Source organism: Bradyrhizobium sp. USDA 4506, assembly GCF_054058795.1.
The window spans coordinates 1-16987 of record NZ_JBSSBM010000001.1; the positions used below are offsets into that span (position 1 = coordinate 1).

The 16987-nt window shown below is 58.3% G+C and carries 12 protein-coding genes and 2 pseudogenes; 10 read left to right on the plus strand and 4 right to left on the minus strand.

Going from position 1 to position 16987, the window contains the following annotated elements:
• Window positions 1–726 (plus strand): IS4 family transposase (locus ACVIHF_RS00005; RefSeq protein WP_456791418.1); only part of this gene is annotated, 726 nt, incomplete at its 5' end.
• Between the two features lie 204 nt (window positions 727–930).
• Window positions 931–1173, plus strand: a complete 243-nt coding sequence (locus ACVIHF_RS00010) for a transposase (protein ID WP_375167176.1) — start codon at window positions 931–933, stop codon at window positions 1171–1173.
• 382 nt (window positions 1174–1555) lie between these two features.
• Here the strand turns inward: ACVIHF_RS00010 and ltrA are convergent, their stop codons facing one another.
• On the minus strand, window positions 1556–2860 hold the full coding sequence (ltrA, locus tag ACVIHF_RS00015; RefSeq protein WP_456791419.1) for a group II intron reverse transcriptase/maturase: 1305 nt from the start codon (window positions 2858–2860) through the stop codon (window positions 1556–1558).
• 509 nt (window positions 2861–3369) lie between these two features.
• Between ltrA and tnpC the strand changes: the two are divergent.
• Window positions 3370–4106, plus strand: a pseudogene (tnpC, locus tag ACVIHF_RS00020) (IS66 family transposase); the annotation flags it as partial.
• Window positions 4107–4471: 365 nt separating this feature from the next.
• On the opposite strand, the gene ACVIHF_RS00025 reads toward tnpC, so the two are convergent.
• Together ACVIHF_RS00025 and ACVIHF_RS00030 are read right to left on the minus strand one after the other, a co-directional pair.
• Window positions 4472–8521, minus strand: coding sequence for a hypothetical protein (locus ACVIHF_RS00025; protein WP_253610455.1), 4050 nt, complete (start codon window positions 8519–8521; stop codon window positions 4472–4474).
• Between the two features lie 140 nt (window positions 8522–8661).
• Window positions 8662–8955 (minus strand): annotated as a pseudogene (locus ACVIHF_RS00030) (ATP-binding protein); the annotation flags it as partial.
• A gap of 253 nt (window positions 8956–9208) precedes the next feature.
• Between ACVIHF_RS00030 and ACVIHF_RS00035 the strand changes: the two are divergent.
• From ACVIHF_RS00035 to ACVIHF_RS00065, 7 genes are all read left to right on the plus strand, one after another.
• Entirely contained in the window at window positions 9209–9565 is a 357-nt protein-coding gene (locus tag ACVIHF_RS00035) for an alpha/beta hydrolase (protein WP_456791420.1), read from the plus strand.
• Window positions 9522–10464 (plus strand): IS630 family transposase gene (locus tag ACVIHF_RS00040; RefSeq protein WP_141343507.1). Its coding sequence is split into 2 segments (ribosomal slippage): window positions 9522–9860 and window positions 9862–10464, totalling 942 coding nucleotides; the frame shifts between segments, so codons are not numbered across the junction. The genes ACVIHF_RS00035 and ACVIHF_RS00040 overlap by 44 nt, the downstream gene beginning before the upstream one ends.
• A gap of 768 nt (window positions 10465–11232) precedes the next feature.
• Entirely contained in the window at window positions 11233–11910 is a 678-nt protein-coding gene (locus ACVIHF_RS00045) for a TetR/AcrR family transcriptional regulator (RefSeq protein ID WP_253610205.1), read from the plus strand.
• Window positions 11911–12159: 249 nt separating this feature from the next.
• The gene (locus ACVIHF_RS00050) at window positions 12160–12888 is read left to right on the plus strand and encodes a type 1 glutamine amidotransferase family protein (protein ID WP_253610204.1); all 729 of its coding nucleotides are present in this window, start codon (window positions 12160–12162) and stop codon (window positions 12886–12888) included.
• A gap of 49 nt (window positions 12889–12937) precedes the next feature.
• Complete coding sequence (locus tag ACVIHF_RS00055; RefSeq protein ID WP_253610203.1) at window positions 12938–13852, plus strand: carotenoid biosynthesis protein; 915 nt, start codon at window positions 12938–12940, stop codon at window positions 13850–13852.
• Between the two features lie 114 nt (window positions 13853–13966).
• Window positions 13967–15589, plus strand: a complete 1623-nt coding sequence (locus tag ACVIHF_RS00060; protein ID WP_253610458.1) for an efflux MFS transporter permease — start codon at window positions 13967–13969, stop codon at window positions 15587–15589.
• Between the two features lie 4 nt (window positions 15590–15593).
• Window positions 15594–16634, plus strand: a complete 1041-nt coding sequence (locus tag ACVIHF_RS00065) for an HlyD family secretion protein (protein WP_253610201.1) — start codon at window positions 15594–15596, stop codon at window positions 16632–16634.
• Here the strand turns inward: ACVIHF_RS00065 and ACVIHF_RS00070 are convergent.
• A complete protein-coding gene (locus tag ACVIHF_RS00070) occupies window positions 16631–16915 on the minus strand; it encodes a MetQ/NlpA family ABC transporter substrate-binding protein (RefSeq protein ID WP_253610459.1) in 285 nt (94 codons plus the stop codon). The two genes, ACVIHF_RS00065 and ACVIHF_RS00070, sit on opposite strands and share 4 nt — an antisense overlap.
• Window positions 16916–16987: the final 72 nt, after the last annotated feature.

Below are 16987 nucleotides of genomic sequence, written 5' to 3' on the forward strand. Positions count from 1 at the left end.
CGGCTTGCCGAGGACGGCAATCATACAATTGCCGACGAAATGGACGAGGTGACGATCAAGGGTCTACATCGGATCAAGGTCAAGGACGACAAAGGCGATCCCGACGACGCCGTTCTTGAGATCAGGTACCGCAAGATACGCGTCCTGCCGCCGATCGGCAAACAGACGAAATATCCCGCACTCACTCTGACCGTGATCCACGCTCAGGAGCGGGGAAGGCCGAAGCGGCGAAAGAAAATCGAGTGGAAGCTCCTCACCGATCTCCCGGTCCAATCGCGCAAGGACGCCATCAATAAGATCGAATGGTATGCCTTGAGGTGGAAGATCGAAGTCTTCCATAAGATCCTCAAATCGGGCTGCAAAGCAGAGGACTCAAAATTGCGAACTGCTGAGCGTCTGGTCAATCTGATCGCGGTCTTCTGCATTGTGAGTTGGCGCGTCTTCTGGATGACGATGCTCAATCGCTCCTCGCCGAATACCCTACCGCAAACCGCGCTGACAGATCCCGAAATCAGGCTTCTTGATCATTTTGTGAAAGACAGGGGTGGCGATTGCTCTCGACGAAGCACGCTCCCGCACTATGTCGTCAAGATCGCGCGGCTCGGAGGATATTTAGCCCGAGCCAACGATCCGCCTCCAGGAAATACCGTGATCTGGCGCGGACTATCGCGGCTGACCGACATCGAACTGGGAGCTGCGATCGAGGCAAAAATTATGGGTAATTGAAAGTATGAGCCCCCCACCTGGGCATCGCGCGAATGAGATGCGATACAGCCGGGTATGAACTGTCTTTTGGAGGTGGGCTATGGCAGATGCCATGCATGAAGCCATGCTTGATGCCAGGCAGGAAGGCGGCTCCTATCGTCGGATCGAGGTGATCACGGGGCAGCGTCGGCGACGGCATTGGACGGCGGAAGAGAAGGCCGGATCGTGGCGGAGAGCTTCGAGGAAGGGGCCAATATTTCCGAGGTCGCTCGGCGCCACGGCGTTGTCCGTGGGCTGCTGACGGTGTGGCGGCGCAAGTGCGCGACGGCAGCGAGCTTTCAGGCGCCAGGCCTACCTTCTTCCGGCGATTTCTCTCCGGGAAGAGGAAGGCTTCTCCAGTTGCTTTGCATGTCCTTGTCACCGTGCTGTCGCTTTCACCCCGCCGAAATGATCCGTCGCATCAGTTAGCATTCGTCGGATCATGCTGCCTTCGCCCCTAAACTGCGGGCTCGGCTTTCGGTTCTGAGCATTTTCCAGGCCACAGCGCGTTCTCTTTTGATACGGCCCGGTGACTCGTGAGCTCCCCAAGGGAGTCTTTGTCGATAGGCTTCAGAAATTCGGTTTCTCTCCTTTCTGCTATCCACACTACGGGGAGCTAACTTTTTCCCCGGCAGGACTAACTCCTGCTGAACATGCCAGCCTTCGCTGGACGCACGTAGGGTCGAGGACTGGCGCGCCGCTCGACCAAATTTTCGATCGCGCACGTTTCCAGCCCCCGCCACATCGCACGCAGCATGCGGATTTCCCGCACTACGCGCTCCCATTTGCTTCGCACCAAGGCTTATTTGACCTATCGTGCTGGAGCGGCTTTCGCCTTGCCAGTACTCGCCCGGTAGCCATTGAACAGCTTCAAGGTGTCGTACAGCCACGACCTACTCCACTGCTTCCAGCCGAAGCCTTTTCGTTTCCGAGCCTTCGCCAGATGGCGTCTGACCTTCTTCTCTACCCAGTTTCTGATGTAGGCGAAACATTTACCGGAATCGCCCATCGCGAAGTAGTTTACCCACCCTCGGAGCTTCGGATTGATCAGGCTTATCACCCGGCCAATCGGTTGCGACCGGTGGCGGCGAAACACTTCCTTGAGCCCCCGCAGAAGCGCCGTCCGCTTTTTGAGCTTGGGCGTGTAATACGGCCGCATCACTCCGCGCAGACTGCGGAGGTAGCGGAAGTCGAATCCCAGAAAGCCGAAGCTCTCGCCTCGTTCCAGGTCGACTATGCGGCTCTTCTCATCATTCACTTCAACCTGCAGTTTGGTGAACTCTTCCCGCAATCGCTTGTCTATGGCACCGAGCAGCCAGTCATGCCGCTTGTGGGCGTCGATCAAGACCACCAGATCGTCAGCGAATCGTGCATATTCGACGTTGGTGTACTTGCCGCGACGAGTTACCTCACGCGCTCGCTCCAGCATCTTATCCACCTCGTTGAGGTAGAGATTACTGAGCAAGGGTGAAATTACCCCGCCCTGTGGAACGCCCTTCTTGCTAGATGCTTTCAGCATCAGCCGCAGCAGATGCAGAATTTCCTTGTCGTCGATTCGCAGAGCCACCTTCTCTAGCATCCGATCGTGCCGGATGTTGTCGAAATAGGCGCGCAAATCAACGTCGAGAATCCGCGTCTTCCGCTCGGCTACTGCCTGGGCAACTCGCTTGATCGCTTCATGTGCCGTACGCTTGGGCCGATATCCAAACGATCCCGGTTGGAAATCCGCCTCGAATACAGGTTCGAGTACGAGCTTGAGCGCGCCTTGCACCACTCTGTCGCGGATAGCCGGAATCGACAGAACGCGGACCTTGGAGCCCCCGTCCTTCGGTATTTCCCGCTTCCTTGATGGGAGTGGCTGATAGCTGCGCCCGATCAGTTCGTCCCGTAATTGTTCGAGTAGCGACTCCACGCCTCGCGCTTCGATGGCTTCGAACGTCACTCCGTCTATTCCCGGAGCGCCGTCGTTTTCTTTCGCCATCTCATACGCTACGCGTAGCGTCTCCATCTTACACACGTGGACGTATAGACCCCAGAAACGCCAAGACGGTTCAGCCTTCGCCTTGACGTATAGCCTCCGCCTCAGGTCCTGCAAATCGATGGACGCCTTTGTCATCTCGTCCTTGCCTTCCTTACGTTGGAGACATCACAAATGGCAGGGTCCCTTCGCTCCACGGGTGTTACCCCGCTTCAGCGCTACTGCGGACCCGGCCGCCACCTTCTCATCTTCGGCCGATTTCCCGGGGGCGCCGGTTATACGGCCTACCTTCTTCCGGCGATTTCTCTCCGGGATGAGGAAGGCTTCTCCAGTTGCTTTGCATGTCCTTGTCACCGTGCTGTCGCTTTCACCCCGCCGAAATGATCCGTCGCATCAGTTAGCATTCGTCGGATCATGCTGCCTTCGCCCCTAAACTGCGGGCTCGGCTTTCGGTTCTGAGCATTTTCGAGGCCACAGCGCGTTCTCTTTTGATACGGCCCGGTGACTCGTGAGCTCCCCAAGGGAGTCTTTGTCGATAGGCTTCAGAAATTCGGTTTCTCTCCTTTCTGCTATCCACACTACGGGGAGCTAACTTTTTCCCCGGCAGGACTAACTCCTGCTGAACATGCCAGCCTTCGCTGGACGCACAGTTCGGCATGCATATCCCGCTCAACCGCCAGAGTGCGCGCTTCAAGTGCGAGGGGATCGACCTGCCGTTGTCGACGCTGGCCGACCAGGTCGGCCACGGGACCTTCGCCGTCATGCCGCTCTTCCACTTGATCGAACGCCATGTGCTCGCTGCCGAGCGCCTTCATGGCGATGACACCACCATCCGTATCCTGGCGAAGGGCAAGTGCACGACCGGGCGGATCTGGACTTATGTGCGGGATGACCGGGCCTGCGCCGCCGGCGGCGGTCTATTACGCCTCGAGCGACCGACGAGGCGAGCATCCCCAGAAGCATCTGGCCGCCTTCGCTGGCATCCTGCAAGCCGATTGCTACAGCGGGTTCGAACCGCTGTTCGACCCGCAGAAGAAGGTGCGGCCGATTACGCCGGCATTTTGCTTTGCCCATGCACGACGGGGCTTCTTCGAGCTGGCTGACATCGAGAAAAATGCTCGGGAAGGTAAGAAGGGCAAGCCGGCCTCTCCGATTGCGCTGGAGGCGGTCAGGCGCCTCGATGCGTTGTTCGAGATCGAGCGCGACATCCAACGGCCGCGGCGCCGACGAGCGTCGCGCCGTGCGACAGGAACAGAGCAAGCCACTCCTCGACGACATGCACGCCTGGTTGCTGCGTGAGCGCGAAACCCTCTCGCGCTCCTCCGAGGTCCTGAAGCCGATCAACTACATGCTCAGGCGCTGGGACGACTTCGCCCGCTTCCTCCGTGCCCGCGCCGGAAATCGACAGGACGTACAGCAAGCACAATCCGCGGTCCCTGCGCCGGAATGATCATGCGCCGCGCTCGATCGCAGCTACGATCTCCGCGATCCGCACCGCTGACACGTCTGCGTCATACCCGGGCGCCAGGCTTCATGCTCTCGAAAACAGCGCGCCCCTTAATCTCCGCAGGCCACAAGGGACCTCCAGAACGCGTACGGCGCGCAAGCTTCCCCGCAAAACCGTCAGCTTCGGCCTCTTCGCTCGAAAGTTCCATCGCCGCCAGCTCCTCCTAGCTGCCTGAACAGCCAAGAATCGCAGAGCACAAAACCGAGCGGAAACCCATCAATCAAATGGGAGAAAAGCCTCGCTTACCTAAGGAACGGTTCTGCAACTTCTGATATTGTAAAAGCCTGGGGCGTGGCATTAGTGGACCAGGATGATGGATCATGATTGGCGAGATAGCTCTCCCAAGCCGCACGTCGCTTACCGTTTGCCTCGTCATCCATGAACTTTACATAGTTATCTCTGGCAATCTTGGGGGTTACTTGATCCGCTTCATTCTTGCTCCGTGCGATCGCCGAGAAGATGTCATAGATCGGATAAAGCATCCGCGTATTCAGCGCGTAGGCTGCATCCCCGTGGGATTTGATCCCAACCGCCAATGCATCCGTTCCAAACACCATGCGATCCTTATGTTTGTTGAGTACGTAGAGCCAGTTGTTGCCGTCGTTGCCGTGCGCTGTGATAAGCTCGTCTAGCTTGCCACGAACCACAGGGTTTGCCTCTACCTCGGTGTGAATCAGGTGGCGGAAGTTGGCCAACGTTTGCATGTGAAGCGAGGCGATCTTCTCGGCGGCGACCCGGTGCATCGCCGCCAAGTTTTCATCACCAAGATCGCTCGCCTTGTCGGCGCGGCTACCCTCGACGGCAAAGGCCTGATAGGTCTTTAGCATCGCCTGGATGCCGTCCGTTATCGGTTTGGGCAATCCTTTGCGCACAAAGAGGTCATAGGTATTGCGCAGGATGTCATGAGCAATGAAATCCCATGATAGATCAATCATTAAAGCATCCCTTAGCGACGGGCGATTCAACAGAGAGTCGAGCCGCTGGGTGTGCGAATTCGAGGCAACGGTGAAGCGACTAATGCCAGCTCCATGTGCCCAAATTACCTTTGCTTTGGGCCTCGGCACGTCCGCGCTTGCAATACCCGCCCGAACCATAGGATCATTGCTAGGGGACCATTTCTCCAAATCCCTGACCGATTTTTCCAGCGCTTCGATAAGCTTCTTCTCATAGGCTTGTTTGTCACCTGGTTTGCCCCGGTCACAATGCAGGATCAGAGGAAATCCGTGCATGAACGTCTCAGTTAAGAAGGTCTGCGTATCCTTGCTTTCGATGTGCGGATTGTGGGGATTTTTGTGGCTGACGATTTCCTTTTTCAGGGTTACCTCGCCGACGGACTTAAACATGCCCGGATACATGCGCTGACGATGATTGAGCTCCTGCCCGACGGTCGGGCCATTGGTAATGTCGATCCCGGTGATGGACAGATCGAACCTTCGCATCAATGCCTCGTATTGAGGTGGATCCTTTCGCTTGATCTGAGCAAGCTGGTCGGCAAGCGGCATGTCGTGATCACGGTAATCGATCCCCTTTTGCGAGTTGGCATAGTATTTCTGCTCGCTCGTTGGCTTACGTACCTGGGACGGGATTCCAGCCAGGTTTGTTCGGTCTATTCCATTAGCGTCCATGTATGTTACAAGCAGCTGAAGGTTATTGACCTTGCCTGAATAGCTGGTTGGGTGAAAATGCACATCATTCTGCTTAACCGAGTTAAGCTCGACCGGGTTGGCGAGAGACGTAGACAATCTGGATGCCTCCCTATAGAGGGCCTGATGCCCTTTGGGCATTGCGGCGATGTCCGCAGCCAACGTTGCCAGCAGCTGGCCGCTTTGCACGTACACGTTCAGCAAGCCGCGTTCAGAGGTCGTCGTCTCATGCGTTACAGCAGAGATGAAGGCGCTTCCAAGATGCTTCTCAAGCTGCCTTCGCTGCGCATCTGTAAACGTGCGATGTGCCATGTCTGCCCCAGCCGCCTCAGGATCCTGTGCATGAGAGGGGCCGGCAAGGTTGGTCACTGACGAGTCCAATACTTGATCGAGTACTTTACCGAGGGTTTTCGCGTCGACACGCCCCTCTCTCAGGCCCGTTCGCAGATCTCGAGTCAATTCCACTGCTCGTTCATTATCCTGGGTTTGACTAATTTCATGAAGGGCGCCTACGAGCGCATTTTCGCCCCATCGATCGGCCGGCAATCTTTCGTTTAGAGAACCTAGAACGATGTTCAGCTTGGTTAGAGCCCCTAAATTGGACGACTTGGCTTTGTCAGAAAGATTGGCCATGAGTTTTGCAGCAGCGCTCTCGATGACTTTTTCGTTTTGTCCAGATTCACGGATCACCCTGACCGCATCGCTGGCAAAAAAGGCACCGTGACCACCTCGATTGAGGGTTGCCAGGACTGTATCGGGCCCCCCGTCTCCTCGGTCAAAGTCATCAAGAGCATGAATGAAGGAATGTGCATTGTTCCGGCGATCCACTTCGCGCAATCCAACGAGCAATGGCACGATTTCGCCCATTGCGCTATTGACCTTGTCAGGTTGCACTTGCACCTCTGGCTGTACCGTGTTTTCGGCCAAAATTGCTTGCACATCCCGCAGTCTGCCTTGAGCGTCCTTGAGCCAAGGCTGTACCGGGGCTCCGCTATCTATGCTGTTAGCAAGCTCGTGGAGAGATTTGGCAGCACGCTCCAGGTGTACGGCCATCCTGGAAAAGAGCTGTTCGTCTCCAAGATTGCGCACTTTGGTTGCTTTCGCGCTGAACAGCTCGGCGACTTCTAAAACCTTCCCTGTGGCATTTTCCTTCAGGCCGAAGACTGTCCCTGATAGAATCAAGCAAGACTGTTGCGCCTCTTTTTTGAGTTTAGCCTGATCTGTGTCAATGCCCTGTTCAAGCTCCTTGCTGGCCTGGTCCAGAAGCGATTCGTATCCATTGAGAGCAGAGGCCCGCAGGTTCCGCACAGCCTGCTCTGATTCAGCGATGCCGGCGGCATTGGCATGTTTGTCGGGGTGGGTAACATAGGTGGTCCAAAGCGCTTCCACAGCCGCCTTGACGGTGAAGAACGTAGTGAATCGAAGAAAAATGTCCGCAACTTCGTCGCCTACAACCGTTGAGACGTCGGGCGCCAATGTCGCGCTGTTTGCAACAGTGGAGTTGGCAACCGTGGAGTAGGGATGTGCAGAATCTGGAGAAGTCAGTGCGAAGTGTTGCAACCCATTGCCCAGCCCCAATTCGACAACAAATTGCGCGGCTGCACCCACGGCGCAGCCGATAGCGCTTCCAATGTATTTCTTGATCTTTTGTGATGTAGTTCCCTCATCGGTAAAGCCGTCCGTAGAGCGCATGTAGATGCCGTTCTTCAGCGTCCGGTTGTGGGGAACAATCGGCAGATCCTCTGCCGTCGACACTCCGTTGGCCCTAAGGGTTGCCTTGGCTCCGCCAGCCAGAGCGGCCTCTCTCGTCAAGTTCATGACACCTCCGGCAGTTAACGCGGCGGCCATGGCGCTACCTATAGCCTTACCGATGTCGGCAATGGGCCCGCCCCCTGCCAGATGGGCAAGCATTCCCGCGCGGGCTGAAGCATAGATGGCAGTGGCGACAGTGGACTCGGCAAGCCCACCTACGATCTTCTTGTAGACACCTTCCGTTGCTGCGCTCTTACCAGCTATCAGGATAGATGAGACATTACCCTTCAGGTTGGCGCGAAGGGCATCGCCAGCTGGCTCCATCAACGCGCTTATGATTCCAATCGCCGCTGCAAAGACTCCCGACTGCATATTGCGCACATTTGCCTCATCTCCCCCGGACTGCCGGGCAAGTTGCCCGGCGTATACACTGAGGCCGACAGGCAGTGTAAAGGTAAAGACGTTGCGCATCATCCCGACGCCGAGATTGGTCAGAGAACTTCTCAGCGACGGATCAGTTGGCGCCTTTGGGCTTTGCGAAGCCTGATAGATCCGATTGGCCACCCTGGTGTAGTTCATAAGCGCTCGGATAAACCGCCGTTGCTGCTCAGTTGTAGGGTTGGCAGGATTGCGTCGTTGGACCGCCTCCGTCAGTTCATTCTCTGCCGCTCTTGCTTCATCGGTTGCACCGGGAATGTCGCGAATAGTCTGATAGGTTGCGGCCAGCGTTTCGGATTCACTGTTTCCTGGAAGGATAAGCTGGACAGCGTCGGCGGCACCAGGACTGGGAGGCGTCCCGGGCTGGTTACCGGTTGCCTGAGGAGTGGCGCCCTCAGGCGGGTTGCTTTTGACCTCAGCGAAAACGGGGCGAGACCCAGGTGGCGTCACGAACGGCATTCTTTGATATTTCCTCGTTCCATTCATGAATGTGTCGCAACGAAATCCAAAATATCGAACTCAGTTTTACTGATGACGTCCCAGCGCTTTCGTGGTTTACGTTTAAAATATGATCTCCGCGGAGCCTGCTCAAGGCCCGGTTTGGCGTTGCGTTTTCGCATGCTTTCGCCGGCAAGCTGGAGGCGGTGAGCGTTATGGACGAGGCGATCGAGGACGGCGTCGGCGTAGGTTGGTCTCCGATAACTTCGTGCCATGTGTCCACAGGGAGTTGGCTGGTTACGATGGTGGAGGCATGGCGGTCTTCGAGGACTTCGAGTAGATCGCGCCGCTCGGCGGCTTGAGCACCGACAATCCCAATCGTCCAAAATCAGAAGCTGGACGCGGCCAAGGGTTTTGAGCAAGCGGGCATAGCGTCCATCGCTGTCAATCGGCCCTTTCGTGCCGCGAGCGCCGACCGCAATTACGTCATCGTGTTCAATTTGGCTCTGCTGACGCAATTTTGGTGCAGCTTACTCGTTCGGCATCGGTGGTGGCGCGAGCGGCGTGCTGCTGGCGTACCAGCTGCCCACCAGCCAGCCCGCGATCTCCGCGTCACGCTGATCGAACGGAGGCCGGATCTGGCCGCGGCATCGCCTATCACACCGGTAATTCAGACCACCTACTCAATGTGCGGGTCGCGAGTCGCAGATGCGGCGTTTCGGCAAGCCAACCAAGCCGTTCTACATAATCGTGTCAAAGGACGATAAGGCGCTCGGCGTGTCGAATTTCCTCGCTGGCGGGCAGACGCGACTCGGTGCGGATGCCAATACGGCCGAGTTGGCGGAGCTGGGCGCAACCGTGATCGACATGACGGATGTGAAAGCGTTGGACTCCACCAACCACGACAAGTTCGCGCAGCTAGAGCGGTTTCCAGTTGAGGTGAATCGGAACAGTCAAAGGGGATTCCCACGGGCACGCAAATCAGATTCGGTGTTGCCCGCGACAACATGCGGGGCATGCGATGGCGAAGGGATACTCCAAGGACCTCAGGGTGCGTGCGGTTGAGCTTGTTGAGTCCGGCGAAAGCGCACGTGAGGCTGCGCGCATTCTCAATCTCGGCGCTTCGACTACGATCCGATGGATGGATCGTTGGAGGAAGACCGGAAACGTTGAGGCCAAGCCCGGCACCGGGCACAGCCGCTCGCCGTTGGAGCAGCACAAGCAGTGGCTGATCGAGCTGATCGCCGCGGAGCCGGACCTGACGCTCGAGGAGATCCGCGCGCGTCTGCGCTCTCAGAGAAAGCAAAAGGCCGGCATCGGTTCGATCTGGCGTTTCTTCGACCGTCACAGCATCACCTTCAAAAAAAACACTGCACGCCGCCGAGCAGGATCGACCTGACGTCGCTGCCGAGCGTGCCGCGCTGAAAGCCGAGCAGCCCAAGCTGCGTGCACCGCGCCTCATCTTTATCGACGAGACTGCGGTCACGACGAAGATGGTCCGGCACTATGGGCGCTCTCCTCGCGGTGAGCGCCTCGTCTCTGGCGTGCCCCATGGTCACTGGAAGACGCTGACGCTTGTCGCCGCGCTGCGCATCGATGGCCTCACGGCGCCCTATGTCATCGACGGTGCAATGGATGGGCCCTCGTTCCTGGCTTATGTCGAGCAAGTCCTGGCGCCGACCTTGCGCAAGGGCGACATCGTCTTCATGGACAACTTGCGCACTCACAAGATCGCCGGTGTCCGCGAGGCGATCGAGGCTGTCGGCGCCCGCGTGCGTTATCTGCCGGCCTACTCGCCCGACCTCAATCCAATCGAACAGGCCTTCTCCCGGTTGAAAGCTGCGCTGCGCAAAGGCGCCACCCGCACGGTCCAAGCCCTGCTCAAACTCATCGGCAAACTCGTCAAGTCGTTTGCGCCGCAGATGTGTGCCAACTACTTTAGGCATGCTGGATACACCAGATGATCCACATCATGTGGAAAATGCTCTAGCGGCCGTCGCTCCGCAACTGGAGGCCGTTTTGGAGCAAGGCATCGGGCCACAACGGAGGGACGCGAGCGCACCCGAGATCGCCGGAAATTCGCTTGAGGCCATCGTCAAGTTGCCAATTGCGCTGATTTCGGCGCCGCGGGCAGCCGTTGCCGGGAATTAAGAGCTGCTGACGCCTACGGGCGTGGCGCCGCGGGCGATCAACTTGCCGGCCGAGGCTGAGCCGCGACGATCATACGCCAACCGGTGCGGCCAGCGTTCCAACTCCATCCTGGCAAAAGGGAGGGCCTTAGAGGGCTATGGAGGAGACATAGTTCGCATCATCGCCCGAGACGGCGCGCCAACTTCCCCAAAATCTGCTTTGTTTGCGAACGCCGAATACCGCCGGACGCCGCACTAATTGGGCTCTCAGTTGCGCCCATCGACGCGCTGATAGCAGTGCGCTCGGGCTTCCACCTCGGTACCGGCCTCCGAATCGAGCCAGCATGTCAGTCGGCGTTAAGCCCGCATCTGAATTTTTCGCCGACTTCTCCGCCCCGCAGAGCCGGAACAACGGCTAATCTAAGCGGCTCCGCTACGATCTAAGTGTACCGGCGGAAGTCCGATGAGACCGTAATCCCGAACTCGACGTGCTTGAGGATGCGCCCGACGAACTGGGCACAGCGCCATCCTCACCTCGGCACAAGGGCGGAAGAATTTTAGGAGTAGGTTGAACATTAAGATAACATATGATATTTGGATATCATGGGACATCCAAGCCGTCGCCGCCTTACCCGTGAACAGAGCCAGGAACAGACCCGTCGGCGTCTGATCGAGTCCGCCCGTCGGCAGGTCGCCACGCGCGGTTTCAATGCCGCGACGGTGCGCGACATCGCAGAAGACGCCGGCTATTCGCTGGGCGCCTTCTATTCGAACTTCGACAGCAAGGAATCGCTGCTGCTGGAGGTTCTTAGTCTTCACAGGTCCGAGGAAGCGCTGCGGGTCGCTTCGATCATCGATTCTGCTGGCGGCGATTTCTCAAAGGTGCTTGCCGGCATTGAAACTTGGGCGGAACAGCTCTCCAAAACCCCCAAGCACGCAATGCTAGCCCTCGAGCTTCAGTTGCAGGCTGTCCGCGACCCCAATTTCGGCGCCGCATATTCAGCTGCCATGGCCAAGCAGCTCGCGCTATATGCAGACCTCGCGCGCCGGCTGTTCGATCTCAGCGGAGCGACTCCGCCGGCGCCGCTAGAAGACATTGCCAGCGGACTGATGGCGCTTTCGCACGGCGTCTCACTCGACAGGGCGCTCGGCGTCGGGACGGGCTCAAGCGTGCTCCCTGTCTTTTTCCGTGCCCTTTTCCAGAAACACCCAGCAGGACACGCCCGGGCAGCGAAGCCCGTCGCGCGCATCGAGCCTCCGCAGCATCGGAGATCGTCATGACCATTCCGGAACATTCGTCCAAACGCAAGGCGCTTATCATCCTGTCGTCGGCGCGAGCCCTCCCGCTCCGCGAGCCGGCCGATCATGCGCCGATCTCGACCGGGTTCTTTCTGGTCGAGTTGGCGCAAATCCTGAAGGAGTTTGAGGGCACGCACGCGTTCACGCTCTGCACGCCTGATGGCGCGACGCCGCAACTCGATATCAACGGCATGTCGCTCCCATTCATGGCGACCGACCGGCTCCGGAGCAATGGCCTCTCAAATGCTCGCTCCGGGCGGATTTGCCCGGCGCCGTCCCGATCTGGTGGCGCGGCGGAACGCCGAGCTGGAACTGGGTCGTCGCCATCTCGGCCCGCTCCCGGTGTCCGACAGTCTGCCGAACACCGATCCGGAGGCAGCCGATTTGCGTGACGAGATCGTTGCGTCCTTCGGCGAGTTGGCGAAGAAAGACTATCTGTCAGCGAAAGCAGTGGTCGAGCGGCATCGCGACCCAAACGATGACTTCTCGCTCGCGGATTTCGACTTCATCCATTTTCCCGGCGGCCACGCTCCCATGGTCGATTTCCGGGATTCGCTCTGGCTCGGCGAGATCATCAACCTCGCTTGCGAGGAGAAGGTGTTGCTTTCTCTGATCTGTCATGCACCGGTGGCCATGACTTCGGCGCGGTTTCGCATCGATCAGGATGGCGCGCCCCGCGATTTCCAGGACCATCCGTTCCGCGGCGCGAAGCTGACCACGGTACCCAACTATGGAGAAGTGGTCGCGCTCACGACCAGCTATCCGAAGATTCCGGGCCAGAAGACCCGGCTGACCTACTATGTCGACGAGACACTGAAGCAGGCGGGCTATGAGGTTTCCCTGTCGCTCAACCCCGGCGCGGTTCGGGTGATTTGGGAGCCGCATCTTCGTCTCCTCACGTCCAACGGGCCGCAATCGGTCGACGCCCAGGCAAAACAGCTGCGCTCGATCATCGGATAACCGCAGCGACAAGATCCATCCTCGGATTTCTTCAGCGAAGGAATAACGCATGGCAACGAACGAGATCCGCGGCTACCGGCTATTCGTCGGGGTGGCCTTCATCCTGATCCTTGGGCATCTCATGCACGCTTTTTTCAAGGGCTTTAGCGAGCCCTATGCCGCCACCACGATCGCCGGCGTGATGACGCCCGTATTGGTGACGCCCTTCGCCTTGTGGCACGGCTACCTGCGCTATGGCGCCCGGAAGATGATCGTCTTCGTTGTTCTCGTATCCATCATAAGTTGGAGCTACGAGTCCTTGAGCATCGCGACGGGCTTCCCATTCGGACATTATCACTACTCGAGCCTGCTTGGGACAAAGATCGGAACGGTTCCCTTATCGATCATGCCGGCATATTTTGCGTTCGGCTATTTGGCGTGGAGCATTGCCGCCGGACTTTTGTCCAGGCGCGACAGCCGCACGGTCGGCACCGACGTGTTCATGGTGCCCATTGTGGCGTCCTTCATAATGGTCGCTTGGGACGTGACCATGGATCCGATCAATTCATCGATTACGGGTACGTGGGATTGGCCCCAAGGGGGCGCGTATTTTGGAGTGCCCTTCGTCAATTTTCTTGGCTGGTACCTCTGTGTTTTCACATTCTTTCTTATTTTCGCACTGTACAACAGATCGGCCAATCACGGCGAAGGTCGGCCCGGACCTGACCAAGAGCTCTATTGGCAACTTCCAGCATTCATGTACGCGACGATCATTGCCGAGTATCCGGCTGGGATGCTTGGTCGTGAAAGCGTCCAGATAACGACCCACGATCATCACGTTTGGTGGACTGGCGATATCTACGGTTCGATGACGCTCGTATCGTTATTCACGGTACTTCCATTCGTGGTGCTGTGTTTGCATCGGCTAGCCGTCGATTTTTCTAAACCGCAGATCGGCTCAGGAGCTCGGGCGACCGGCAACTGATTGAGCGATTGACTGAGCAGCGCGTGCTGATGCCCGCCCTGGTCAACGATCCGCGCACGGCATTGAAGGCCCTGACGCACATATCTCGGAACATTGAGGCCCACCAGTAGCGTCATGTCCGATCCGGCCACACCGACACCCCCCACCACGCCGCCGCCCTACTCGCTGAGCAAGCTACGAGCGTCGGCCTACGTGATTGCATCCATCTGGCTCGCGCTCACGCAAGGGCTCGCGATGAACCTCATCAGCGTTAACATCCCGCAGATTCAGGGTGCCATCGCCGCCACAACAAGCGAGGCTAACTGGCTGATCGCGGCCTATTGGGCTCCCAACGTTTCACTGGCGCTGGCGTTGATCAAGGTCCGTACCCAATTTGGCCTGCGCAATTTCGCTGAAGCGAGCATCGCTCTCTTTGTCGGCGCGTCACTGCTCAACCTCTACATCATGGACCTCAATTCGGCCGTGGTGACGCGCTTCCTGAATGGCATAGCGGCTGCGCCGATTTCGACGCTCGGCTTCCTCTACATGATGGAGGCCTTCCCACCGAATCTGAAGCTACGTGTTGGTGCACCATTGGCCCTGATGAACACGACTTTGGGCACACCCATCGCTCGGCTGATCTCGCCCTATCTCTTCGATATACAGGGGCTACACAGCATCGCCATCCTCGATGTCGGGCTGGCGCTTGTGGCGTTCGGCTTTGTCTACATGCTGCCCCTGTCGCAGCCGCAACCGCGCGCCAAGGTGATTGAAAAGATCGACGTCCTCAGCTATTTGCTGATTGCCACCGGCATGGGCTGCACCGCCATCGTCCTTTCGCTGGGCCGGTTGTACTGGTGGTTCGAAGCGCCCTGGCTCGGTGTGTTGTTGGCGATCGCCTTCGCGACCATCACTGCCTCCGTTCTCATCGAGCTCAACCGCAAGAACCCACTGCTCAACATACGATGGCTCGTCAGCCCCGGTATCCTGCATTTCGCCGGGGTTCTACTGCTGTTTCGGCTCCTGCTTTCGGAGCAAACCACGGGCGCGGCGGGCATGTTCCTGGTGCTTGGATTGTCCAACGCGCAGATGGCGACGCTCTACTGGGTGATCCTCGGCGCATCGATTGCAGGCGGCCTGACCTGCGCAGCCGTGATGCAGCCGGGCCGTGCGACGAAAATCCATCTGGTCGCACTAGCGCTTATCGCCGTGGGCGCATGGCTCGACAGTCAATCGACCAGCCTGACGCGTCCCAACGATCTATTGGTAAGCCAGGCCATGATCGCGTTCGCCAGCGCGCTTTTCCTGCCGCCGGCCATGATTGCCGGCTTGACGTCGGCGCTGGCCAAGGGGCCGAACTACATCCTCAGCTTCGTCATCATTTTCCTGTCGACGCAGTCGGTCGGGGGCCTGCTCGGATCGGCGATATTCGGGACGTTCATTACGCTGCGCGAGAAGCTTCATTCCAATTACCTGGTTGAACACATCGCCCTGACCGACCCGATCGTGGCGCAGCGCATCTCGCAGCTTGGCGGCGCCTATTCAAGGGTTCTTACCGATAAAGCCCTGCTCAATGCCGAAGGCATCGCATTGCTCAGCCAACAGGCCACGAGAGAGGCCAACGTGCTCGCCTACAACGACGCCTTCCTATTGATCTCGATCGTTACCGCCTGTGCTTTCCTGATCCTTCTCGTTCGCACCATTGCCAAGGCTGCAATACGCGCCGTGCAGCCGAGTCCCCAACCAACGGGCAACTGACATCATGAAGTTTCTTCGATCGGCCGCAACCATAGTTGCAATCGCGGTTGGCGTGACCGGCATCGCCACGGTTCTCTATGCTTGGCGATTGCCGCCCTTTACAAGTGTCGAACAGTCGACTGACAATGCATATGTGCGCGGTCGCGTCACCATTCTCGCACCACAACTCGCCGGATACATCGCCGAGGTCGCCGTGCAGGACTTTCAGGAGGTCAAGAAGGGGCAGATCCTCGTGCGCCTCGATGATCGCATCTATCAGCAGAAGCTCGATCAGGCAAAGGCGACCCTGGAAGGGCAAAAGGCCGCCCTTGCTTCTTCCGAGCAACAGCCTCTGTCGGCGGAAGCCAAGATCCGCGCTGGCGAGGCATCGGTCCGGGCCGCCAAGGTGACCCGGGACAATGCCGAGGCGAACGATCAGCGTATCGAGTACCTGAATACCCGCGGTGCAACGACCCAGAGCAATCTAGATCAGGCGCAAAGCGGGCTGGAACAGGCGCGCGCAGCCTATGTCCAGGCAACCACCAACCTCGATGTCGCCCAGCAGGATCTGCAGGGCATGCTGGTCCACCGGCAGACGCTGGAATCGGCCGTCGCCGCCGCTGAAGCAGCCGTACAACTGGCAACCATCGATCTGATGAACACTCGCATTGAGGCCCCGGAAGACGGCAAGCTTGGGGAGATCGGCGCACGTCTCGGACAATACGTCGGTGCAGGCACGCAACTTATGGCGATCGTTCCGCCGAAACGCTGGGTCATCGCCAATTTCAAGGAAACCCAAATACGCCGTATACGGCCTGGCATGCCGGCCAAGGTGGTTCTCGACGCTGCTCCCGACCTCAACTTCACGGGCAAGATCGAGACCTTAGCACCGGCAACTGGCTCGGAGTTCAGCGTGCTTCGACCCGACAACGCTACGGGCAATTTTACAAAGGTAGCGCAGCGACTGCCTATCCGTATCAAGTTCGACGAGGGTCAACCAAATGTCGAACGTCTGCTCCCTGGTCTTTCGGTGACCGTGACGGTCGACACCAGCCATGGCGGCTAGGCGAATCCACGCGCGTTGATCCGTCGGATTATGTCATGAAAATCCCGATTAGAGGGTAATGGCGACCGGCCATCCTCGAGGAACGGAACGTGCTGGAACAGATTCGCCTCGATCTCCTTCTCGGCGACTGCACGATTGGGCGTGTTCCAGTCATTGAACTCGATCAGCCGGACATCGAGACCTTGAGCTTTCGCCTCGCGGGCCGCGATCTCAATCGCTTGGTTCGAGATGTTGGTCGCCAGCCCGATGCGGAGCGGCTTGTCCTGTTCCGCGGCCTTCATCGGCCCTGACCTGACACAAGAAACCCCAGAAGGGCAAATGCGAATAATCCCGTTGCGGCCCGCAAGGAGCGG